A 22,321-nucleotide genomic window follows, 5' to 3' on the forward strand; every position below is an offset into this window, starting at 1 on the left:
GGAGAGGCATCACATGGCAGGATTCCTGGACAAGGAAGGCACAATCGCGGGCCCTGGATTCAACCGCTGGCTGGTTCCCCCCGCAGCGCTGGCCATCCATCTGTGCATCGGCATGGCCTACGGATTTTCGGTCTTTTGGTTGCCTTTATCCAGGGCGTTGGGAATCAAAGAAGCCATCAAATGCGGTCCCGAAATCGGCTTCTTCCAAGAGCTGTTCGTCACCAATTGCGATTGGAAGATTTCTACCCTCGGATGGATGTACACCCTGTTCTTTGTGCTGCTCGGGTCGTCGGCAGCGCTGTGGGGCGGCTGGCTAGAACGTGCGGGCCCGCGTAAAGCGGGTGTCGTAGCAGCATTGTGCTGGTGCGGCGGTATGCTGATTTCGGCTTTAGGCATCCATTTGCACCAGTTTTGGATGATGCTGTTGGGTTCAGGGGTCATTGGCGGTATCGGTCTAGGTTTGGGCTATATCTCCCCCGTGTCCACGCTGATCAAGTGGTTCCCTGACCGGCGCGGCATGGCCACCGGCATGGCTATTATGGGTTTTGGCGGCGGCGCGATGATTGGTAGCCCATTTGCGGCAGATTTGATGAAATATTTCGCCACTGCGACCGACGTGGGCGTGATGCAGACCTTTATCGTTATGGCGTTGGTGTATTTCGTGTTCATGATGGCCGGTGCTTTGGGCTACCGGGTACCTGAATCCGGTTGGAAACCTGCCGACTGGAGCCCGCCCGCACCCAACGCCAGTAACACCATGATTACCCAGCGCCACGTACACGTCAGCAAGGTATGGGGCGTTCCCCAGTTCTGGCTGGTGTGGATGGTGTTGTGCATGAACGTCAGTGCCGGCATTGGTGTGATCGGTATGTCGTCGCCCATGCTGCAAGAGGTATTTGGCGGATCGCTGATTGGCCTGACACAAAAATACGGTGAACTGGATAAAATCCAATTAGCAGCCATTGCTACGGTGGCAGCGGGCTTTACCGCGTTACTGAGCCTGTTCAACATCGGTGGCCGCTTCGTGTGGGCCAGCTTGTCTGACAAGCTGGGTCGTAGAATTACCTATATTGTGTTTTTCGTGCTCGGCGGCGCCTTGTATCTCAGCGTGCCCGGCAGCGCCTCTGCAGGCAACATTACGTTGTTCGTGGCCGCACTGTGCGTGATCTTGAGTATGTATGGCGGTGGCTTTTCTACCGCCCCCGCTTATTTGGCAGACTTGTTTGGTACACAAATGGTGGGTGCCATCCACGGCCGCCTGCTGACTGCCTGGGCCACCGCGGGTGTACTGGGCCCGGTAGTGGTGAACTACATGCGCGAATACCAACTGGGTTTAGGCCTGCCGCGTGAACAGGTTTACAACCAGACCATGTACATCCTGATGGGTATGTTGGCGGTGGGCCTGGTGTGCAACCTGCTGATCCGCCCAGTGGCCGACAAGCACTTTATGACCGACGGTGAACTGGCCGTTGAAAAACGGTTGGCGCACGAGAAGGCGTCCGGCACCGTGCTGTACGCCAATGCCAATGGCGGGACTACCAGCGCGGATTCTGGGCTGGCGATACTGGTGTGGCTGGCAGTCGGCATTCCCCTCGCATGGGGTATTTACCGGACCCTGTTAAGCGTTGGTAAATTTATCCATTGATCTTTAGACCCTAGGCGCGCGCAGCGCCAAGACAGAAGCAGGCCACGATGACACTTGAAAAAAACCTCCAGACCGTCGCTACGGTCGTGGCCACGCACCAGCATCTACCGGGTGCGCTTCTGCCTATCCTGCACGCTGTGCAGCATGAACTGGGCTATATCCCGGCCGATACGGTGCCCGCTATTGCCAAAGCCCTCAACCTGTCTAAGGCGGAGGTGCACGGTGTTATCACCTATTACCACCACTTCCGCTCGGAACCCGCAGGCCAGCACGTAGTGCAAATCTGCCGGGCCGAGGCCTGCCAGTCGATGGGAGCGGAACAGTTGTGGGCCCATGCCTGCGTGCGCCTTGGGCTCCATGGGGACCATCCCGGCACCACAGCCGATGGCGCGGTGACGCTGGAGCCGGTGTACTGCCTGGGTTTATGTTCTTCATCCCCAGCCATGGTGGTGGATGACAAAGTTCATGCGCGTGTAAGTATTTCCAAATTTGACCGCCTGGTCGCCCAAGCCCGGAGCGCAGCATGATTGTTTACATTCCCTGTGACTCCGCCGCATTGGCTGTAGGTGCCGACGAAGTCGCGCTGGCCATCCAGGCCGAGGCCGATCGGCGCGGTGTCGCCATCGAGCTGCACCGCAACAGTTCCCGTGGCATGTTCTGGTTAGAGCCGCTGGTCGAGGTGGTCACACCGCTGGGCCGTATTGCCTTTGGCCCCGTGGCCGAAGAAGACGTCGCTAGCCTGTTTGATGCCGATTGGGCCAGCAGCCATCCGCTGCATTTGGGCCGTCCAGAAGACATGCCCTACCTGCAAAAGCAGGAGCGCCTGACCTTCGCCCGCATGGGCATCACCAGGCCTTTGTCGCTGGCCGACTATGAGGCGTTTGATGGTTTTACCGGTCTGCGCAATGCTATCAAACTGGGTCCTGCGGAAGTGGTGCAGCATGTGCTGGATTCCGGGCTGCGAGGGCGGGGTGGTGCAGCCTTTCCCGCGGGCATTAAATGGCGAACCGTTGCTGCGGCACAGGGCGCACAAAAATACATTGTCTGTAATGCCGACGAAGGCGACTCAGGCACTTATTCAGACCGCATGACCATGGAGGGCGACCCCTTTATGCTGGTCGAGGGCATGGCCATCGCCGCGGTTGCCACCGGGGCTACGCAGGGCTATATTTACGTTCGCTCTGAATACCCACACGCTGTAGCCACCTTATGTAGCGCAGTTGAGTTAGCCACCGCCGCTGGCTTTTTAGGCGACCACATTCTGGGCAGCGCGCACAGCTTTCATCTGCATGTGCGCATGGCTGCCGGGTCGTATGTGTGCGGCGAGGAAACGGCCATGCTGGAGAGTCTGGAGGGCAAACGCGGCATCGTGCGTGCCAAGCCGCCATTGCCTGCGCTCAGTGGTCTGTTTGGCAAGCCCACAGTCATAAACAATGTGATTTCTTTGGCCTCGGTGCCCATTATTTTGGCGCGTGGTGCGGCGCACTATCGCGACTTCGGCGTGGGCCGTTCCCGTGGCACTCTGCCCATCCAGCTAGCGGGCAATGTCAAGCATGGCGGGCTGATCGAAAAAGCTTTTGGTGTAACCCTGCGCGAACTGATATTTGATTTTGGCGGTGGCTCTGCTACTGGGCGCCCCATCAAGGCGGTGCAGGTCGGTGGGCCACTGGGTGCGTATGTGCCCGAGTCGCAGTGGGATATTCCACTGGACTACGAAGCCTATGCCGCGGTGGGTGCAGTGGTAGGCCACGGCGGTATCGTGGTGCATGACGACACGGCCAACATGGCCCGGTTGGCACGCCACGCGATGGAATTCTGTGCCATTGAATCCTGCGGTAAGTGCACGCCCTGCCGCATTGGTTCAACGCGTGGGGTCGAGGTGATTGACCGCATCCGCAGTGGCGAAAACCAACCCCAGCAGGTCAAGCTGCTGCGCGACCTGTGCGACACCATGGTCCACGGATCGCTGTGCGCCATGGGCGGCATGACACCTTTCCCGGTGCTGTCGGCGCTGAACCACTACCCCCAAGACTTCGGTCTGGCTGCCCCTGTGCAGTTGGCCGTTTAATTAACGACGCACGGAGCACACCATGCAAAACCACCCCACAGAAATTGACTTTGGCACCCCCCTGCGTTCTTCTGCACAAGAGGTGACGTTAGAGATCGACGGCGAATACGTCACTGTGCCCGCGGGCACTTCGCTGATGCGTGCGGCGGTGGATGCAGGCATTAATGTGCCCAAGCTCTGCGCTACCGATAGCCTGGAGCCGTTTGGCTCCTGCCGCCTGTGCCTGGTCGAGGTGGAGGGCCGCAAAGGCTACCCCGCATCCTGCACCACGCTGGTCGAGTCCGGCATGAAAGTGCGCACCCAAAGCCCCAAGTTGCAAGAGCTGCGTAAGGGCGTGATGGAGCTGTACATCTCCGACCACCCTCTGGACTGCCTGACCTGTTCTGCCAACGGCGACTGCGAGCTGCAAGACATGGCAGGCGTCACCGGCCTGCGCGAAGTGCGTTACGGCATGGACGGCGCTAACCACCTGCACGCCAAAAAAGACGAGTCCAACCCGTACTTCACCTACGACCCCTCCAAGTGCATCGTCTGCAACCGCTGCGTGCGCGCCTGCGAAGAGACCCAGGGTACGTTTGCGTTGACGATTTCGGGCCGGGGCTTCGAGTCCCGCGTGTCGGCGGGCCAAGACCAGCCGTTCATGGAATCCGATTGCGTCAGCTGCGGTGCTTGCGTTTCCGCCTGCCCTACCGCCACGTTGCAAGAAAAAACCGTCATCATGATGGGCCAGCCCGAGCACAGCAAGATCACCACCTGCGCCTACTGCGGTGTGGGTTGCGCCTTCAAAGCTGAAATGAAGGGCAATGAAGTCGTGCGCATGGTGCCGTGGAAAGACGGCAAGGCTAACGAAGGCCACTCGTGCGTCAAAGGCCGCTTTGCCTGGGGCTACGCCACCCACAAGGACCGCATCACCACCCCGATGATCCGCAAGAGCATCACCGACCCGTGGCAAGTGGTGAGCTGGGACGAAGCCATCGGCTACGCAGCCAGCGAGTTCCGCCGCATCCAGGCCAAGCACGGGCGTGACGCTATTGGCGGTATCACCTCGTCGCGTTGCACCAACGAAGAAACCTATCTGGTGCAAAAGCTGGTGCGTGCAGCATTCGGCAACAACAACGTGGACACCTGCGCCCGGGTTTGCCATTCGCCTACCGGCTACGGCCTGGGCCAGACCTTCGGCACATCGGCTGGCACCCAGACATTCAAGTCGGTGGAGCATGCCGATGTGATTATGGTCATCGGTGCCAACCCTACCGATGGTCACCCGGTGTTCGCTTCGCGCATGAAAAAGCGTCTGCGCGAAGGCGCCAAGCTGATCATCATCGACCCGCGCACCATCGACATGGTGCGTTCGCCCCACGTACAGGCCGACTACCACCTGAAACTCAAGCCCGGCACCAACGTGGCAGTGATCTCTGCATTGGCCCACGTGGTGGTTACCGAGGGCCTGCTGGCCAGCGACTACATCGCCGAGCGTTGCGATGACAAATCCTTCCAGCAGTGGCGCGAATTTGTGGCCAAACCTGAGAACTCGCCCGAAGCAATGGAACTGGTGACCGGCGTGCCCGCTGGCGACCTGCGCGCTGCCGCCCGCCTATATGCCACCGGCGGCAATGCGGCCATCTATTACGGCCTGGGAGTCACCGAACACGCCCAGGGCTCCACCATGGTGATGGGGATTGCCAACTTGGCCATGGCCACCGGCAACGTGGGCCGAGAAGGCGTGGGCGTGAACCCGCTGCGCGGCCAGAACAACGTGCAGGGCGCGTGCGACATGGGTTCGTTCCCGCATGAGCTGCCGGGCTACCGCCATATTTCAGACTCGACCGTACGGTCTGAATTCGAAGCCGCCTGGGGCGTCTCGCTGCAAGCTGAACCCGGTCTGCGCATTCCCAATATGTTTGAAGCCGCGCTGGCGGGCAGTTTCATGGGTCTGTATTGCGAGGGCGAGGACATCGTCCAGTCCGACCCCAACACCCAGCACGTGGTGTCGGCCCTGTCGGCCATGGAATGCATCGTGGTGCAAGACATCTTTTTGAACGAAACCGCTAAGTACGCCCATGTGTTCTTGCCCGGCTCGTCGTTCCTGGAAAAAGACGGCACCTTCACCAATGCCGAGCGTCGCATCTCCCGCGTGCGCAAAGTTATGCCGCCCAAGGCCGGGCTGGCCGACTGGGAAGTCACCGTCAAGCTGGCAAATGCGCTGGGCCACCCTATGGCCTACAAGCATCCCCGCGAGATCATGGCCGAGATTGCCTCGCTGACACCGACCTTCCGTGGCGTCAGCTACGAGAAGATCGACAAGCACGGCAGCGTGCAATGGCCGTGCAATGAGGACACCGCCGAGTTGGGCACCGAAACCATGCACCAGGACCGCTTCGTGCGCGGCAAAGGGCGGTTCATCATTACCCAGTACGTTGCGACCGAAGAGAAAGTCACCCGCAAGTTTCCGCTGCTGCTGACCACCGGACGCATCCTTTCGCAGTACAACGTGGGCGCGCAAACCCGCCGTACTGAAAATAGCCAGTGGCATAACGAAGACCTGCTGGAAATCCACCCGCATGACGCCGAAGAGCGCGGCATCAAGCCTAACGACTGGGTGGGTATTGAGAGCCGCGCGGGCCACACAGTCTTGCGGGCGCTGGTCACCGAACGTATGCAGCCGGGCGTGGTCTACACCACTTTCCACTTCCCGGAATCGGGCGCCAACGTGATCACCACCGACAACTCCGACTGGGCCACCAACTGCCCCGAGTACAAGGTGACTGCCGTGCAGGTGATGCCGGTGGTGCAGCCGTCGGAATGGCAAAAGTCCTACGCGCAGTTCAACCAGAACCAGCTGGACCTGCTGCAGGCGGCCTCCAAGGCGCCTGTGTTGGCCGACGCGATCAAGTAAGCCATGCAGCGCACCGAGCCCCTGCACCCCGTCCCCGGCTGCCGCCCCGCCGCCGTGGTGGGTGTGCGCGCAGGCCAGGTGTTTGCCGCCACCGACTGGGTGGCCGACGAGGTGCCCGTGGCGCTGGAATACAACGGCATCTCGCACGCGGTGATGATGGCCACGCCGGCCGACCTGGAAGACTTTGCGCGTGGTTTCTCGCGCACCGAGGGCATCGTGGACACGGTGGACCAGATCCGCGATATCGAGTTGGTGGTGTCCGCGCAGGGCCATACGCTGCAGATCGAGATTGCCGCCGCCTGCTTCGCCCGCCTCAAAGACCGCCGCCGCAGCCTCACCGGCCGTACCGGCTGTGGCCTGTGCGGCACCGACAGCCTGGCCCACGCCGTGCGCCGCCCCGCGCCGGTGGCCGCGCCCGCCACTTCTTTTGATATCGCCGCCGTGGCCCGCGCCCTGGCCGCCCTGCGTAGCCAGCAACACCTGCTGGATGCCACCGGTGCCACCCACGCCGCCGCCTGGTGCCACGCCGACGGCAGCATCGCCCTGGTGCGCGAAGACGTGGGCCGCCACAACGCGCTGGATAAGCTGGTCGGCGCGCTGCAGGTGATCAAGTTGGATGCGCCCAGCGGTTTCATCGTCGTCACCAGCCGCGCCAGCTTCGAGATGGTGCAAAAAGCCGCCTGCGCCGGCGTCGCCCTGCTGGCCGCCATTTCCGGCGTGACCGCCTTGGCCATCGATGTGGCCGAGGCCGCAGGCATCACCTTATTGGGCTTTGCGCGTGGCGACAACGCCAGCGTTTACAGCCACCCTGAACAGATTCGACTGGAACCGACCCCATGAAAGCCGACAACCTCATCCGCATGGCCAACCAGATTGGCGAATTCTTCGAGACCATGCCCGAGCGCGAAGAAGCGCTGGACGACATCGCCACCCATATCCGCAAGTTCTGGGAACCCCGCATGCGCCGCGCCCTGCTGGCCGCCCTGGACACCGACGAGGCCCAAGGCATGCGCGAGATCGTATTGGCCGCACTGCGCAAGCACCGGGCAGATTTACAGCCTGCTATGTAATAAATAGCTACTAGCGTATATGGAATATGCGCTAGAGGCTGATTTTATGTAAATTTGGCTAGCCTCCCGCCACCCCCTGCACCCCCACATACAGCGCATACACCGACTGGCTGGCCGCCATGAACAGGCGGTTGCGGGCCGGGCCGCCGAAGCACAGGTTGGCGCAGCGCTCGGGCAGGGCGATGTGGGCTATGGGTGTGGCATCGGGGGCAAAGACCATCACGCCGTCGCGGCCCTCTTTTTCATCCTTGCCGCCCCAACCGGCCCACAGGTTGCCGTCTACATCGCAGCGAAAGCCGTCGGGGCTTTCACCGTCGGCGCAGGTCACGAACACCCGGTCGTTGACCAGGCGCGTGCCGCCCACACCACTTTCCACATCAAATACCCGGATGCGCCGCGGTGTGGCACCGGATTCGACCACGTACAGCAAGCGCTCATCGGGCGAAAAGCACAGGCCGTTGGGACGATCTACCGCGTCGGTCACCACTGTGCACTGGCCGGTAGCGGGGTCGAAGCGGTAGACGCAGGTGGGCTGCTCGGGCACGGCGTTAAAACCTTCGTAGTGGCCCAGGATGCCAAAGGGCGGGTCGGTGAACCACACGCTGCCGTCGGATTTAACGACCACGTCGTTGGGCGAGTTCAGCGGCTTGCCGTTGAACTGGTCGACCAGCACGGTGATGCTACCGTCGTACTCGGTGCGTACCACGCGGCGGCCACCGTGCTCGCAGCCCACCAGGCGGCCCTGGCGGTCGCGGGTGTGGCCGTTGGCGAAGTTGGACGGCTGGCGGAACACGCTGACCGCGCCGGCCTGCTCCTCCCACTTCATGACGCGGTTGTTCGGGATGTCGCTCCACAGCAGGTAGCGCCCGTCGCCAAACCACACCGGCCCCTCGGCCCAGCGCATGCCAGTGGCAATGCGCTCTACGGCGGCGTTGAAGAGGTGGTAGCGCTCAAAACGCGGGTCCAGCACGGTGATGGCCGGGTCGGGATAACGGGTACTGGGTTGCCACATGGGATGTCTCGGTTTTTTATAGGACGGCCAGTATGCCCTTGCAGTCGGGTGTGCGCTCTGGCCGGCTGCGCGTACAGTCGGGCCCAGGCCCGTGACCGCATGCGGTGCCTCCCCTGGGTGGCGTGGTTGGCACGGGGGCTTTCTGCGGGGAATGACAGGCAGATTGGAGCGCTCACTGTGAAACAACCCACCACGATAGTTTTGCCGTGGTACCCCTCAGGTGCTGAAGCCGAGGACTGCCAGCGTGCGGGCTGTGGCCGCCAGCATGGATAGGTCCCTCTCTGCGGGCCATTTCGTAGGCCCACCCCGCTCGCCCGGCAGGTACTCTGTGTCGGCGGTCCTGCGGGAGTACTTCGACCACACCGCCGATACGGTGTACTTTCAGAACAAGCTGGAAGACCATCGCACCTTCACCGCGCTGATGTGCGTGCTGTTTGCCATTTTGGCATCCGCCTTGTGGGTGTGGGACTACGTGACCGACCCCGTGGGGGCGGCAGATACGGTGCTGCCGCGTCTGGCGTATTTGCTGCTGGCGCTGGGGGCTCCGGTGTTCCTCTACGTCAAGCCGTACCGCTTTCTGGCCTGGCAGATTTTGTTGACGGTGTGGCTGTCTGAGGCGCATTTCGTACATATATTGACCCGGCTGCAAGGGGGCATGGCTTACGGCATGGCCGGGTTCGTTTACTTTCTGTTCCTGCCGTTGGTGGTGTGCTTGGGGTTTTCCTTGCGCTTCAACCTGGTCTTCATCGTGACCACCACGGCTTTGCCCCAGCTGATGTGGCTGGCGGGGTGGGCACCCGGTTTCCAGAACACCCGTTATGCGGTGCTGGTCTGGCCTGGTGCCATGCTGGTGTTGGTGATTGCCGGGGCCTTTGCCCGTAGCTACCGCCGCCGCTACCTGACGGAGCGTGCGCTGGAGCGGGCCTCGAACACCGACTCCCTGACCGGTGCCAGCAACCGCCGCCATTTCGAGGAGCTGCTGTCGCAGGAGATGGCGCGCTGCGAACGCATGAACCACACGGTTTCGCTGCTCATGCTGGACATCGACCACTTCAAGAAAATCAACGACAGCCATGGGCACCCCACGGGCGACCGGGTGATCCAGGCCTTGTCCAACACCTGCCGAGAAATGTCGCGTGCGATCGACGAGGTGGCGCGGATCGGCGGCGAGGAGTTCGCCATCCTTTTGCCGGGCGCCGACAGCCAGGGCGCCCAGGTCGCCGCTGAGCGCATTCTGGCCCGGGTGCGGGCCCTGGTGATGCACAGCCAGGCAGGCTTGCCCATGCATTGGACCGTCAGCATCGGCGTGGCCACCCGCCGGCCGCTGGAGCCGTGGAGCACCGAGCGGCCGGGCGAAATGCTGATAGCGCATGCCGATGCGGCCCTCTACGAAGCCAAGCACATGGGGCGCAACCGGGTGGTGTCAGCTTCGCCGCTGCCCTTGCCCGGCGTTTGACCGCAAAGCCTGATAGCCAGCCAGGGTAGGGGGGTGCGGGAATAATGCGCGCTTGCACACCGTTTAGGAGCCACCGTTGAATTCCCCCTTTATCGCCCTGGGTTGGCGCACGTTGTGGCGCGATGTCCGCTCGGGCGAACTGCGCCTGCTCATCGTGGCCGTGACCCTGGCCGTGGCCGCGCTCAGCGCCGTGGGCTTTTTTGCCGACCGCCTGCAAGGTGGCCTGCAGCGCGATGCCCGCCAACTGCTGGGCGGCGACGCGGTGGTCTCCAGCGACAACCCCACGCCCGCTGCGTTCCTGGCGCAGGCCCAGACGCAGGGTCTGCAGGCCGTGGGCACGCTGACCCTGGCCACCATGGGCCGGGCGGACGACGCGCAGGGTGGGGCCAGCAAGCTGGTGGCGCTGAAAGCCGTGGTGCCCGGCTACCCCCTGCGCGGCAGTTTGCGCATTTCCGAGCTGGCCGATGTCTCTGATGAAAATGCCGTCCACCCCACGCGCGAGATACCTGCGCCGGGCACGGCCTGGGTTGATCCATCGCTGCTGGAGTCGCTGGACCTGAAGATCGGCGACAGCCTGCTGCTGGGCGACAGCCGTTTGCGCATCACCCAGACCATCGTGACCGAGCCCGACCGGGGCGGGGGCTTCATGTCGTTTTCGCCCCGCGTGATGGTGAACCAGAGCGACATGGCCGCCACCGGCCTGGTCCAGCCCGCCAGCCGGGTGAATTACCGCTTTGCCGTGGCCGGAACCGACCCCGCCGTGCAGCGCTATGTGCAGTGGGCGACCGAAGAGGTCAAAAAGCCCGACAGCCGCGGCGTGCGTATCGAATCCCTGGAAACCGGCCGCCCCGAGATGCGCCAAACCCTGGACCGGGCCAACAAGTTCCTGAACCTGGTGGCCCTGCTGTCGGCCCTGCTCAGCGCCGTGGCCGTGGCCCTGGCGGCGCGCGGCTTTGCGGCCAACCACCTGGACGACTGCGCCATGCTGCGCGTGCTGGGCCAGAGCCAGCGCACCATCGCTTTGAGCTACGCGCTGGAATTTGCGCTGGTCGGCATCTTCGCCAGCGCGCTGGGCGTGGCGATTGGCTATGGCGTGCACTACCTGTTCGTGCTGCTGCTGGCGGGCCTGGTCGATTCCAGCCTGCCCGCCGCCACCTGGTGGCCGGCGGCTTTGGGCATGGGCATGGGGCTGACGCTGCTGTTCGCTTTTGGCCTGCCGCCGGTGCTGCAACTGGCCTCCGTGCCGCCACTGCGGGTAATCCGTCGCGACGTAGGTGGCCTCAAGCCCACCTCCATCGGTGTGCTGGGCCTGGGCGTGCTGGGCTTTGCCGCGCTGCTGCTGGCGGCCAGCAGCGACATCACGCTGGGCCTGATTGCCGTGGGTGGTTTTGCCGCCGCCGTGCTGGTGTTTGCGGGCCTGGGCTGGGTGGCGGTGAAGCTGCTGCGCCGCAGCGTGAACGAGGCCACGGCCCCGCGCTGGCTGGTGCTGGCCACGCGCCAGGTATCGGCACGCCCGGCCTACGCCGTGGTGCAAATCAGCGCGCTGGCCGTGGGCCTGCTGGCGCTGATTTTGCTGGTGCTGCTGCGCACCGATTTGATCCAGAGCTGGCGCCAGGCCACGCCGCCGGACGCACCGAATCGCTTCGTCATCAACGTCATGCCCGACCAGGCCGCAGATTTCCGGCAGAACCTGGCCACGGCGGGCGTGCAAAACTACGACTGGTACCCCATGTTCCGGGGCCGCCTGGTGGCCGTCAACGGCAAGGCGGTGGCCCCCGAGAACTATGTGGACGACCGCGCCAAGCGCCTGCTGGACCGCGAATTCAACCTGTCTTACAGCGCCACCCGGCCCCCGCACAACCCGCTGGTGGCAGGCATCTGGACACCCGAAGAAAAAGGGGCCGTCAGCGTCGAGGAAGGCATTGCCAAATCTTTGAACCTGAAGATGGGCGACAGCCTGCGCTTCGACATCGGCGGCGTGCAGAGTGACGCCAAGATCACCTCGCTGCGCAAGGTGGACTGGGGTTCGATGCGGGCCAACTTCTTCGTGATCTACCCGGTGGGCCAGATGGCCGAGGTGCCGGTGACCTTTCTGGGCGCGTTCAAGGCCCCGCCCACCAAGGGCTTCGACAACCAGTTGGTGCGCCAGTTTCCCAACATCACTGCGGTGGACCTGAGCAGCACCCTGGGCCAGCTGCAGCGCGTGCTGGACCAGGTGATCCGGGCGGTGGAATTCTTGTTCGGCTTTACCCTGGCCGCCGGGCTGGTGGTGCTGTTTGCCGCCATCACCGCCACCCGCGAAGAGCGCGCCCGCGAATTCGCCATCATGCGGGCCCTGGGCGCGCCGGGCAGCCTGCTGCGCCAGGTGCAGCGCGCCGAGCTGGCGGGCGTGGGCCTGCTGGCGGGCTTCTTGGCCAGCATCGTGGCCGTGGCCGTGGGCTGGGCGCTGACCCGTTTTGTGTTCGAGTTTGAGTGGCACGGCTCGCTGTGGGTGCCGCTGTTTGGTGCCATCGCCGGGGCGCTGCTAGCGTTGGCCGCAGGCTGGTGGGGCCTGCGTGACGTGTTGCGCCGCCCGGTGGTGGAGACGCTGCGGCGGGCGACGGCTTAATTTATCAATTTGATAGCTGCTAGCGTAGGTTGCATATACGCTAGAAGCACTTTTCATATAAATTTTTACCTGGTGCCGCGCGGCTAGTTGCCGAGAAATTCCCCCACCGGTTTGAGGTCGTCAATGCGGTCGCACACCGCCTTGACGGCCACCATGATGGGCACGCCCAGCAGCAGGCCCCACAAACCCCAGAGCCAGCCCCAGGCCAACATGCCCACAAACACCGCCACCGGGTTCATCTGGTTGGCGCGGCTGGTGAGCCAGGGGGTCAGCAAGAAGCCGACGATGGCGTGGATCACCAGGGAGCCACCACTCACCAGCAGCACCATGTCCAGCGAGCCAAACTGCAAAAACGCCACCAGCGCGGACCCCGCCGCCACCACCACGCTGCCCAGGTAGGGCACAAGGTTCAGCACGCCCGCGGCCACGCCCCACACCGCGGCGTGCTCCAGGCCCATGGCCATGAAGTACAAGCCCGTCACCCCACCCACCAGGGCACTGGTGAACAACTGCAGCAGCATGTAGCGCTGGATCTGGTCGTTGATCTGGTTCAGCGCCTGCAAGGTGATCTTTTTGCGGCTGAGCGTGGGGCCGGTCAGTTTCACCAGCTTGCGCCGAAAGCTATCGCCCGAGGCCATCAGGAAAAAGGTGATCAGCGACACGGTGCCCAGCTGCCCCAGCATGCCCACAATGCCCATGCTGCCGTCCCACACGTAGTTGCGGATGTCAAACCGCGGCTTGACAATCTGCACGCGCTGTACGCCCGGGCCGGTGGGTACGGCGCGGCCTGCTTCCTCGGCCGCCTGCTCCAGGTGCGAGGCCGCTTGCTGCACGGTGGTCAGCGTGTTGCGCGGTGCACCGGGCAGCGCGCGCAGGGCGCTGCGCAGCTTTTGCGTCGCGGCGGGCAACTGCTCGACCAGTTTGCTGGCATCGTCGCTGAGCGAATACACCACGGCACCCACCCCGCCCAGGAGGCCCAGCAACAGCACCGCCGCGCTCAGTGCCCGTGGCACCCGGCGCGCATGGAACCAGTCCACCACCGGGGACAGGGCGTAGCTGGACAAAATGCCCACCAGGATCGGGATAAACACCGCCGCCGCCCAGTGCAAGGTGTAGATGCTGGCCAGCAGGGCCAAAAGCCCCAGCGAAAAGCTGCGCACATCCACCGGCATATGCAGCACCACGCGGCGTGAGCGGTCCGGTGCCACCGACGGGTCTGTTTCTGGAGCGTCTTGCCCAGGGGGCAGGGTGTTGGGTTGCGTCATTGCCGATTCCTTGGGTTCGGATGTGAGGTTGCCGTGTGGCCACTGGGTGCGGGGCATGGTAAGGCACGCTACCCCATGCTTGCCGCCTTGCAGTGTTGGCAGCGCCTGCAAAAAAACGGGTTTGCTATATTTTAAGTAGCTGCTTGTGATGGTGCACTATGCGCAAGAGGCTGATTTTTTATAAAGGTTTGGTAAACCGCCAGGTCTGGGCCACGCAAGCATCCACCCGCTCCAGCGCCTGGCGGCAGCGCTCGGCGGGGGAGCCGGTGATTTCCACCCAGGGCACGGTTTGCGCGCCCAGTAGTTCGCGAAAGCGCCCGGTCATCCAGCCGCGCAGGTGGGCACCGTCGCGCAGGCCGTCGTCTTCAAAATCCACGCCCGCGTCGCTGGTTAGCAGGTACAGGCTGCGCGGCGGCATGGCAGCGGCGATGGCGGCCACACCGGCACTTGGGCCGCCCAGGTAGCGCTCGTGCCACAGGCGGGTGGCGAAGGCATCGGTGTCGCACACCAGCACCGGGCTGCCGTGCCGCGCGGCCTGGTCTTCCCGGCGGCATTGTTCAGCGGCCACGGCGCTGAAGTTGCTGGACTGCCAGGCGATATCGGCCACGCCTGCCACCGGGTTGTGGGCACGGGCCAGGGCCAGCAGGTTGTGGCTGTATTCGCGCCCGTACTCTGCGACCCAGGCGGTGCGCGCCCACACGCCGCCGCGCTGGCGTAAGGCCGTGGCCAGGTCGTGCGACAAAGTGGTGGTGCCGGTGGATTCCGCCCCCAGCACCACCACGCGCAGCGCCAGCCCGGCCTGTACCGCGGGCGGCAGCATCTGCCACTGCGCCACCGGGTCGGCCCGCACGGCGGTGCCGGAGGTAGGGTAGAGGCTGCGGCTCTGGTCCAGGCAGACGTGGGCGCTGCCAAACTGGCGTGCCAGCTCCTGGCCGTAGGGCTCGGAGGTAAACACCGCATCCACGGTGGGGGTGGTGCCGAACAGCTGGTCGGCCTCTTGCACCGCCTGGCGCATCACCGCCACGTGGGCGGCCCAGATGGCGGGGCTGGTGTAGTCGATCGGCACGTCGTCCAGCGCGCCGACGATGCGCACGTGTGGCGCATCGGCAAAGGTCTCGCGCAGCCAGGCCACGCGCTGGGCAATGCCGATCGACTCCACGCTGGAGCCCAGCACCCCCACCGTCACCTGCTGGCAATGCGCGGCCGCCGTGCGGATGAGGTAGACGTGCCCCAGGTGCGGCGGGTAGAACTTGCCGATCACCAGGCCGTGCCGGTAGTCGACCCGGCTCATGCGGTGGCTCCCAGCACCCGGCGGGGGGCGGGCGTGCGCCAGTTCCACCAGCCGCGCAGGCAGATCAGCAAGAACACCAGGGACAGGCCCGCAATCAGCGGCAAGCCGCGGCTCCAGTACAGCGGAATTGACACCAGGTCCACCGCAATCCACCAGGCCCAGCTGGAGGTTTGCCGCCGGTTCAGCTGCCACTGGGCGCACAGGCTCAAGGCGGTAAGCAGCGCATCCACCGGCGGGGCGGCACCCTTGAGCCACAGCAAAACTTGCCACAGCAGCAGCGTGGTGACTGCCGCCACCGCCAGCAGCGCCACCTGTTCGCGCAGGCTGGTGGGCGCAAAGGCCGCCTTGTCCTGAACATGCTGTGGGCGCAGCCACTGCACCCAGCCCTGGGCCGACAGCGCAATGAACACGATCTGCAAAGCCGAGTCGGCAAACAGCCGTTGCTGCAAGAACACCAGGCCCAGCGCCGCACTGCTCAGGATGCCTGCGGGGAAGTTCCTGATATGCGCCCGCGCCGTCAGCCACACGCACAGCACGCCGGTGGCAAAGCCCAGCATGTCGCCCACCGACATGGGCATGTTGGCAAGGCTTACAACCGGTTGGGTGAGGAGGGTGAGGAGGTCCATGGCAGTCAGTTTAAAAAATAGTAAGTTGCACTGTACAACAAACTGGGTTGTATAGTGCAACTAAATGTCTGGAGCGCTACACACCATGCCGAAAATGCCCACCGCCGCACCCGCTGCCACCGACTTCCCCCGGCCCCTGGTCACCGTGGACGTGGTGATTTTCACGCTGCTGCACGATAGCCTGCAGGTGCTGCTGGTGCGCCGCCCGGACGCGGCGGACGAGCCGTTTGCCCAGCAGTGGGCGCTGCCGGGCGGCTTTGTGGATGTGCAGCACGATGCCACGCTGCTGGACTGCGCGCTGCGCAAGCTGCGGGACAAAACCGGCATCGCCACGCCCTACCTGGAGCAATTGGGCAGCTGGGGCAGTGCCACCCGCGACCCCCGGGGTTGGTCGGCCACGCATTGTTTTTATGCGCTGATTCCGGCGGCGGCGGTGCGGCTGGAAACCGGTGCAAGCGCAAACGCAGGTGCTGGCGCGGCGCAGTGGTGGGATGTGGATGCGACGTTAAACACCGCTTTGGCGTTTGACCACCACACGCTGCTGGCGGCGGCCCTGGCCCGGCTGCGCAGCAAAGTGGAATACACCTCCTTGCCCGCGTTTTTGCTGGACGAGCCATTTACCTTGCCTGCACTACAGCGCACGTTTGAGGTGGTGCTGGCGCGGCCCATCGACAAAAGCGCGTTTCGCAAACGCATGCTGGACGGCCAGTTCATGCAAGAGGCAGGCGTGCTGCCCGGCGCACAAGGGCGGCCTGCAGTGGCCTACCGCCTGCGCGACCGCAGCCAGGCTACGCTGTTCCCCCGGCCTTTTGCCGCCCACGGGGCGGACCCGGCCACGGGCCCGGGCGCATAAAAATTCAGCCCGCGTGCCAATGCGCCAGGCGGGACAACAAAATCACCAAGCCCGCGCTGTTGACCAACATGCCCGCGGTCGTTTTAAAGGGGCGCAGGCTGAGGACTCTGGCGGTTTTCCATCCGGCGGCTTCGCCTTGTGGTGCTGTGCTCAAGGTGCTGGGTTGGCGCATGGTGTCTTCCTTTCGGTGGGCTGGAGGGAAGACTGGATGGTATTTAAAACTGTTAAATATGTATAGTCAATCGAATAAATATAAGTAATAGCTTTTATTAAAGTATCTGGTGAATCGTACACTGCAGGTCCGTGCAGGTCTCTTGGCTTAAATGCTCTGTTTTTAATAGCTACTTGCGTAGGTTGTATATGCGCTAGAGCCGTATTTTTTATAAATTTTGATACCCACTATGCAGATCGAAGAGAAAGCCCCCGCAGCCACCCCGTTTGAATGGATCGGTGGCGAAGCCCCGGTGCGGGCGCTGGTGGACCGGTTTTACGACCTGATGGACCTGGAGCCGGGCTATGACGCGCTGCGCGCTGCCCATGGCCCGGAGCTGGAGAATGCCCGCCAGCGGCTGTTTTGGTTCTTGTGTGGCTGGCTGGGCGGGCCGCAGTACTACACCGAGCAGTTTGGCCACCCGCGCCTGCGCGCCCGGCACATGCCGTTCAAGATCGGCATCCTGGAGCGCGACCAGTGGCTGGCCTGCATGGACCAGGCGATGGGCGAGACGGGCGTGGATGCCACCCTGCGCGCCCGGCTGCGCGACAGCTTTTTCCAGACCGCCGACTGGATGCGTAACCAAGGCGTGTGATGTCGCCGCAATTGCAGCCCGTCCCCGCCGCCGCGGCCGAAGAGCACCAGTTCCACGACTGGCTGCACGCCCTGGCCCCCCGCACCTGGGTGAGCTACGGGCTGATCGCGCTCAATGTGGCGGTGTGGGCGTGGATGGTGGCCCGGGGGGTCGATGCCTTCCACCCACCGGCCGAGCTGCTGCTGCAGTGGGGTGGCAATGCTGCATCCGAGGTGCAGCGCGGCCAGGTGTGGCGGCTGTTGACGGCTACTTTTGTGCACAGCGGCATCGTGCACCTGGTGATGAACATGCTGGGCCTGTGGGCCATTGGCCAAACCGCCGAGCGCATTTACGGGCACCGGGTATTTTTGGGCATTTACCTGGGGTCGGCACTGGCGGCCAGTGCCCTCAGCCTGCATTTTTCGGCCCAAAAAACGGTTTCTGTCGGGGCCTCGGGCGCGGTGTTTGGGCTGGCCGGGGTGGTGCTGGTGGCCGTGCTGCGGCACCGCGACACCATGCCCCGGCTGTTTGGCAAGCAGATGCTGCGGGGGATTGGGTTTTTTGTGGTGTATTCGCTGGCGCAGGGCTTCTTGCAGGCCGGGGTAGACAATGCGGCCCACGTCGGCGGTCTGCTGGCCGGGGCGCTGATGGGCTGCATCCTGCCGGTGCGGCCCGACCTGTTGCGCGCACGGCCCCAGGCGCGGGGGCGGGCGGTGCTGGCCCTGGCGGCGGTGGCCGCGCTGGTGGTGGGGCTGGCGGCGCTGGCCCCCCCGGCGGCGGTGGATTTTCAGCGCAAGTACGCGGGCGCGGCGGCTTTTGAACTGGCCATGCGCAACTTCAATGCCGCCATGCTGCGGCTGGGCCAGGAGTCGCAACTGCTGCGGGCTGGCAAACTGAGTGCGCAGCAGTCGGACGAACGCAGCCGCAGCGTGCACGCCCCGGCGTTTCGCCAAGTGCAGGCCGAACTGGCGGCTGTCTGGCTGCCGCCTGGCGACCCGCGCAATGCGCTGCTGCAAGAGGTGCGGCAGCAGGCAGGGTGGATGGCCGAGGTGCAGGGAATGGCATCGGTGACCCCGCCAGGCAGCAGCCAACCGCAGCCTGCCGACCCGGCCCGCATGGCGGCGCTGCAGGCGGCGATACAAGCGTCATCCCAGCGTTTGGCCCTGCTGATCCGCACCCAAAACGGGCCCCAAAACCGGCCAGAACGTGGCCCTGAACCCCCCGCTAAAAGTACCCGGCCCGGTATACAGTAACGTATGGATGCATGTCACTGCGATGGGCTAAGCTTAATCCCTACAACGGGGTACAACGCATGGCACAGGGCAGCATTGGCGTGGGGCGGCGGGATGGCACGGCGGTGTGGAGGCAGTCCTTGCAGCAGCGTGTGCACCTGTGGCTGCAGGCCATCCGCGAAGCCTATGTGGCGCTGTTACCGCTCACGGTGCTCGGGGTCATGGCCAATACCGTGGCGCAAATTTCCTATTCCCCCTATGTGCAGTGGATGGCCGTCCAGTGGGGCCCGGACTGGCAGGCCTCGGCCATGCGGGTTTTTTACGCCACCATGGGTCTGATGGGCTTGATGGCCGCCATGGTGATTGCCGCGCGCACCACCGCCTTGAGCCAGGCCCATGACCGGCGGGTCGAGCGCTCCACCATCACTGTGGCGGCGGTGGCTGCCAGCGCATTTTTGCTGGTGGTGCTGCGCGAACCGTTTGACTTTCAGGTGCTGGGCTATGCCAGCGCGTTCCAGAGCATTTTGGTGGGCGTGGCCGTGGCCGAGCTGATGCGCTTGCTCGGCCGCTGGCTGCCCAACCACACCAGCATGGGCGGAGTTGATGGCGGAATTTCGCTGCAAAGCGCCCTGCACATGACGGGCACGGCCGCATTGACGCTGCTGCTGGTGTGGCTGGCCCACGGGCTGTGGCAGGTACTGTTTGACGGGGTGCTGGGCCCGTTGCTGGGCCAGCTGTGGCAGTGGTTTTTAGGGCAGCAGCCCAATGGGGATGTGCTCAATTTCGGCACGGTGCTGCTCAACCAGTTGCTGTGGATGGTGGGCATCAACGGAGGGCAGTATTTGTACGCGGTGTCCAGCGCGTCTGGCCTGGTGGCACCGGCGGATGTGCTGTATTCGTACCACCTGATTTCGCTGACGTTTCTGAATGCCTTTGTGCACAACGGCGGGGCAGGGGCCACCTGGGGCCTGGTCATTTACTGCATCACCCAGGGCAAAGACCCCTCGTTGCGGCGGCTAGCCTGGTACTCGGTGATCCCCGCCATGCTGAACATGAACGAGCTGCTGCTGTTTGGGATTCCGCTGGTGCTCAGCCGTACGCTGTTGCTGCCGTTCATTGCCGCGCCGCTGCTCAATTGCCTGATCGCCACCCTGGCCTATACCGTGTTCGGCATGCCGCTGAACGGTCAACCGGTGATCTGGTCCACGCCGGTATTTATTTCGGGCTATGTCATGGCCGGGGGCTGGAGCGGGGTGGGCGTGCAGGCCCTGTGCCTGCTGTGCAGTACCCTGGTGTACGCCCCGTTTGTGCGCCAACTTGAGAACGCGCGCCTGCAGCGCAACCAGGAGTATTTCAAATCGGCGCTGGACGTGCTGATGTCGCCCGAGGTGGAGGCCCATGCCGGCACCCTGGACCGCGCAGACTCGGTGGGTGAAGTCGCCCGCTGCCTGGTGCGCGACTTCCGGGCCGACATCGGCTCGCCCCGCGTGACGCTGGCCTACCAGCCCCAGCACGATGCCCAGGGTAGGGTGGTGGGGCTGGAGTCGCTGCTGCGCTGGACCCACGCCAGCCACGGCCCGGTGCCCACTGCCGCCCTCATCAACGTGGCCGAAGAATGCGACCTGATCCACCACATCGGTGCCTGGGTGGTGCAGCGGGTGTGCGAAGACCTGGCCGTGTGGCAAAAGGCGGGCCTCACCGGTTTCACGGTGTCGGTCAACATGTCACCGGTGCAGTTGCAATCCACCACCTGGGTGCAGACCGTGGCCGATGCCATGCGCGCCCACGGCATCCAGAGCAAGGATATCGATATCGAAATCACCGAAGGCCGCACCATCGCCAACACCGCCCAGGCCGACAAAACCCTGGCCGAGCTCCAGGCCATGGGCTTGTCGTTGTCGATGGACGACTTCGGCATGGGCTGCACCTCGCTGCTGTACATGCACCGTTTCAAGGTCCACGCCATCAAGCTCGACGGCGTGCTCACCCGCCAGGTACTGCACAACCCGGTAGACCAAGACATCATCCGCTGCGTCTGCCGCCTGGGCCATTCCCAGGGCGTGTACGTGGTGGCCGAATTCGTCGAACAAGCCGCCCAGCGCGACATGCTGCAAGCGCTGGGCTGCGACTTCTTCCAGGGCTGGCTGTACAGCCCGGCCATGCCTGCCAACAAGATCCCGGCCTACCTGGACGCATGGCACAAGTCGACCCAGGCACCAGCGCCAAACTGACGTGGCCGTGGTGTACGCTGGGGGGCTGCAGACGGCATCTATAACCCCTAAAACACCATGACAAACACCCTCTCGCCCACCGCCCCCATCCGCGTCGCCGTCATCGGCTACGGCCTGGCAGGCCGCGTCTTCCATGCACCGCTGATCGCCGGTGTGCCCGGCCTGGAACTGGCCTGCATCTGCTCCAGCAAACCCGAGGCGGTGCACGCCGACTGGCCAGAGGTCAAAGTGGTACCCACCCCCGAGGCCGCGTTTGCCGACCCGGCCATCGACCTGGTCATCATCGCCACCAGCAACGCCAGCCACCACGCCCTGGCCCGCGCCGCGCTGCTGGCGGGCAAGCACGTGGTGGTGGACAAACCCTGCACCGTGACCCTGGCCGAAACCGAGGATTTGCTCGCCGTAGCCGCGCAGCAGAACCGCATGCTCACCGTCTACCAGAACCGCCGCTATGACGGTGACTTCTTCCTGTTGCAGCAGGTGCTGGCCAGCGGGCAGCTGGGGCGCATCACCCACTTTGAATCGCACTTTGACCGCTTCCGCCACGTGATCCCCGGCCGCTGGCGCGAGCTGGACATTCCGGGCTCTGATTTGTGGATGGACCTGGGCGCGCACCTGGTGGACCAGGCGCTGCAACTCTTCGGCGTGCCCGACGACCTGCTGCTCGACGTGGCCCGCCAGCGCGAGAACACGCAAACCAACGACTATTTCCACGCCCAGTTGCGCTACCCTTCCACCCACCCTGGCCTGCGCGTGGTGCTGCACGCCAGCTCTTGCGTCACCGCCAGCGGGCCGCGCTTTGTGCTGCACGGTACGGGCGGCTCGTTTACCAAATTTGGTCTGGACACCCAAGAGGACGCACTGAAAGCCGGTGGCCGTCCGCAGCTGGGTGCCTTGGGCGACTGGGGTGCCGACCCGCTGCCTGGCCAACTGGTGCTCCAGATTGACGGCGAGTCGGTCCTTGAGGCCACTCCCGACGTGGCGGGCGATTATTTGCAGTACTACGCCGGTGTGCGCGACTACCTGCAGGGCCAGTCCGATGCCGCCCCCGTCCCCGCGCAGCAGGTGCGGCAGGTCATGGCGATGCTGGAGCGCGGCACACAGAGTGCGGCGCAGGGCGGCTTTGTGGCAACCGCGGATTTGCGTTAAGGCAACGCTGAATAAGTCCCGACCTGGCGCGTGACTTGCATTGGTATTGTCATCCCTCACAAGGCGACAAAGATGAAGCAACACACCCTGGCCCTGGCCGCCGACCAAGAAGCGGGATTCGCCCAGCACCGCAA

At 64.1% G+C, this 22,321-nt stretch carries 18 protein-coding genes; 13 read left to right on the plus strand and 5 right to left on the minus strand.

The window, feature by feature from the left end; translation table 11 throughout:
* Positions 1-13 precede the first annotated feature (13 nt).
* Genes Q0T48_RS21265 through Q0T48_RS21290 form a run of 6 tightly spaced genes read left to right on the plus strand, consistent with a single transcriptional unit; the run spans position 14 to position 7,679 of the window.
* A complete protein-coding gene (locus Q0T48_RS21265; RefSeq protein ID WP_295960904.1) occupies positions 14-1,645 on the plus strand; it encodes an OFA family MFS transporter in 1,632 nt (543 codons plus the stop codon).
* Positions 1,646-1,692: 47 nt separating this feature from the next.
* The gene (locus Q0T48_RS21270) at positions 1,693-2,172 is read left to right on the plus strand and encodes a formate dehydrogenase subunit gamma (RefSeq protein WP_295960858.1); all 480 of its coding nucleotides are present in this window, start codon (positions 1,693-1,695) and stop codon (positions 2,170-2,172) included.
* The gene (locus Q0T48_RS21275) at positions 2,169-3,713 is read left to right on the plus strand and encodes a formate dehydrogenase beta subunit (protein WP_295960861.1); all 1,545 of its coding nucleotides are present in this window, start codon (positions 2,169-2,171) and stop codon (positions 3,711-3,713) included. Before Q0T48_RS21270 ends, Q0T48_RS21275 begins: the two co-directional genes overlap by 4 nt.
* A 22-nt stretch (positions 3,714-3,735) precedes the next feature.
* A complete protein-coding gene (gene fdhF / locus Q0T48_RS21280; RefSeq protein ID WP_295960865.1) occupies positions 3,736-6,609 on the plus strand; it encodes a formate dehydrogenase subunit alpha in 2,874 nt (957 codons plus the stop codon).
* A gap of 3 nt (positions 6,610-6,612) precedes the next feature.
* Positions 6,613-7,449 (plus strand): formate dehydrogenase accessory sulfurtransferase FdhD, encoded by an 837-nt coding sequence (gene fdhD, locus Q0T48_RS21285; RefSeq protein WP_295960868.1) that lies wholly within the window; start codon positions 6,613-6,615, stop codon positions 7,447-7,449.
* Entirely contained in the window at positions 7,446-7,679 is a 234-nt protein-coding gene (locus Q0T48_RS21290) for a formate dehydrogenase subunit delta (protein WP_295960870.1), read from the plus strand. Before fdhD ends, Q0T48_RS21290 begins: the two co-directional genes overlap by 4 nt.
* A gap of 58 nt (positions 7,680-7,737) precedes the next feature.
* On the opposite strand, the gene Q0T48_RS21295 is transcribed toward Q0T48_RS21290, so the two are convergent.
* Complete coding sequence (locus Q0T48_RS21295; protein ID WP_295960873.1) at positions 7,738-8,691, minus strand: SMP-30/gluconolactonase/LRE family protein; 954 nt, start codon at positions 8,689-8,691, stop codon at positions 7,738-7,740.
* Positions 8,692-9,019: 328 nt separating this feature from the next.
* Between Q0T48_RS21295 and Q0T48_RS21300 the strand changes: the two genes are divergently transcribed.
* Positions 9,020-10,147, plus strand: a complete 1,128-nt coding sequence (locus Q0T48_RS21300; protein WP_295960876.1) for a GGDEF domain-containing protein — start codon at positions 9,020-9,022, stop codon at positions 10,145-10,147.
* A gap of 76 nt (positions 10,148-10,223) precedes the next feature.
* Positions 10,224-12,755, plus strand: a complete 2,532-nt coding sequence (locus Q0T48_RS21305) for an FtsX-like permease family protein (RefSeq protein ID WP_295960878.1) — start codon at positions 10,224-10,226, stop codon at positions 12,753-12,755.
* An 83-nt stretch (positions 12,756-12,838) separates the two neighbouring features.
* On the opposite strand, the gene Q0T48_RS21310 is transcribed toward Q0T48_RS21305, so the two are convergent.
* From Q0T48_RS21310 to pnuC, 3 genes are all read right to left on the minus strand, one after another.
* Positions 12,839-14,020, minus strand: a complete 1,182-nt coding sequence (locus Q0T48_RS21310; protein WP_295960880.1) for an AI-2E family transporter — start codon at positions 14,018-14,020, stop codon at positions 12,839-12,841.
* 178 nt (positions 14,021-14,198) lie between these two features.
* Positions 14,199-15,311, minus strand: a complete 1,113-nt coding sequence (locus Q0T48_RS21315; RefSeq protein ID WP_295960882.1) for an AAA family ATPase — start codon at positions 15,309-15,311, stop codon at positions 14,199-14,201.
* Entirely contained in the window at positions 15,308-15,937 is a 630-nt protein-coding gene (pnuC, locus tag Q0T48_RS21320; RefSeq protein ID WP_295960885.1) for a nicotinamide riboside transporter PnuC, read from the minus strand. Before pnuC ends, Q0T48_RS21315 begins: the two co-directional genes overlap by 4 nt.
* An 85-nt stretch (positions 15,938-16,022) precedes the next feature.
* Between pnuC and Q0T48_RS21325 the strand changes: the two genes are divergently transcribed.
* The gene (locus Q0T48_RS21325; RefSeq protein ID WP_295960888.1) at positions 16,023-16,790 is read left to right on the plus strand and encodes an NUDIX domain-containing protein; all 768 of its coding nucleotides are present in this window, start codon (positions 16,023-16,025) and stop codon (positions 16,788-16,790) included.
* Positions 16,791-16,794: 4 nt separating this feature from the next.
* Here the strand turns inward: Q0T48_RS21325 and Q0T48_RS21330 are convergent, their stop codons facing one another.
* Positions 16,795-16,962 (minus strand): hypothetical protein, encoded by a 168-nt coding sequence (locus Q0T48_RS21330; RefSeq protein ID WP_295960890.1) that lies wholly within the window; start codon positions 16,960-16,962, stop codon positions 16,795-16,797.
* A gap of 229 nt (positions 16,963-17,191) precedes the next feature.
* Here Q0T48_RS21330 and Q0T48_RS21335 point away from each other — a divergent pair, with 229 nt between their 5' ends.
* Genes Q0T48_RS21335 through Q0T48_RS21350 form a run of 4 tightly spaced genes read left to right on the plus strand, consistent with a single transcriptional unit; the run spans position 17,192 to position 22,187 of the window.
* A complete protein-coding gene (locus Q0T48_RS21335; protein WP_295960893.1) occupies positions 17,192-17,596 on the plus strand; it encodes a group II truncated hemoglobin in 405 nt (134 codons plus the stop codon).
* Positions 17,596-18,828: a rhomboid family intramembrane serine protease gene (locus Q0T48_RS21340; RefSeq protein WP_295960896.1), complete on the plus strand. Its 1,233-nt coding sequence runs from the start codon at positions 17,596-17,598 to the stop codon at positions 18,826-18,828. The genes Q0T48_RS21335 and Q0T48_RS21340 overlap by 1 nt, the downstream gene beginning before the upstream one ends.
* Before the next feature lie 59 nt (positions 18,829-18,887).
* Positions 18,888-21,038 (plus strand): EAL domain-containing protein, encoded by a 2,151-nt coding sequence (locus Q0T48_RS21345; RefSeq protein WP_295960899.1) that lies wholly within the window; start codon positions 18,888-18,890, stop codon positions 21,036-21,038.
* Between the two features lie 57 nt (positions 21,039-21,095).
* Complete coding sequence (locus Q0T48_RS21350) at positions 21,096-22,187, plus strand: oxidoreductase (RefSeq protein ID WP_295960902.1); 1,092 nt, start codon at positions 21,096-21,098, stop codon at positions 22,185-22,187.
* Positions 22,188-22,321: the final 134 nt, after the last annotated feature.

The sequence above is a fragment of the Rhodoferax sp. genome, assembly GCF_025354435.1.
GTDB lineage: Bacteria > Pseudomonadota > Gammaproteobacteria > Burkholderiales > Burkholderiaceae_C > Rhodoferax_B.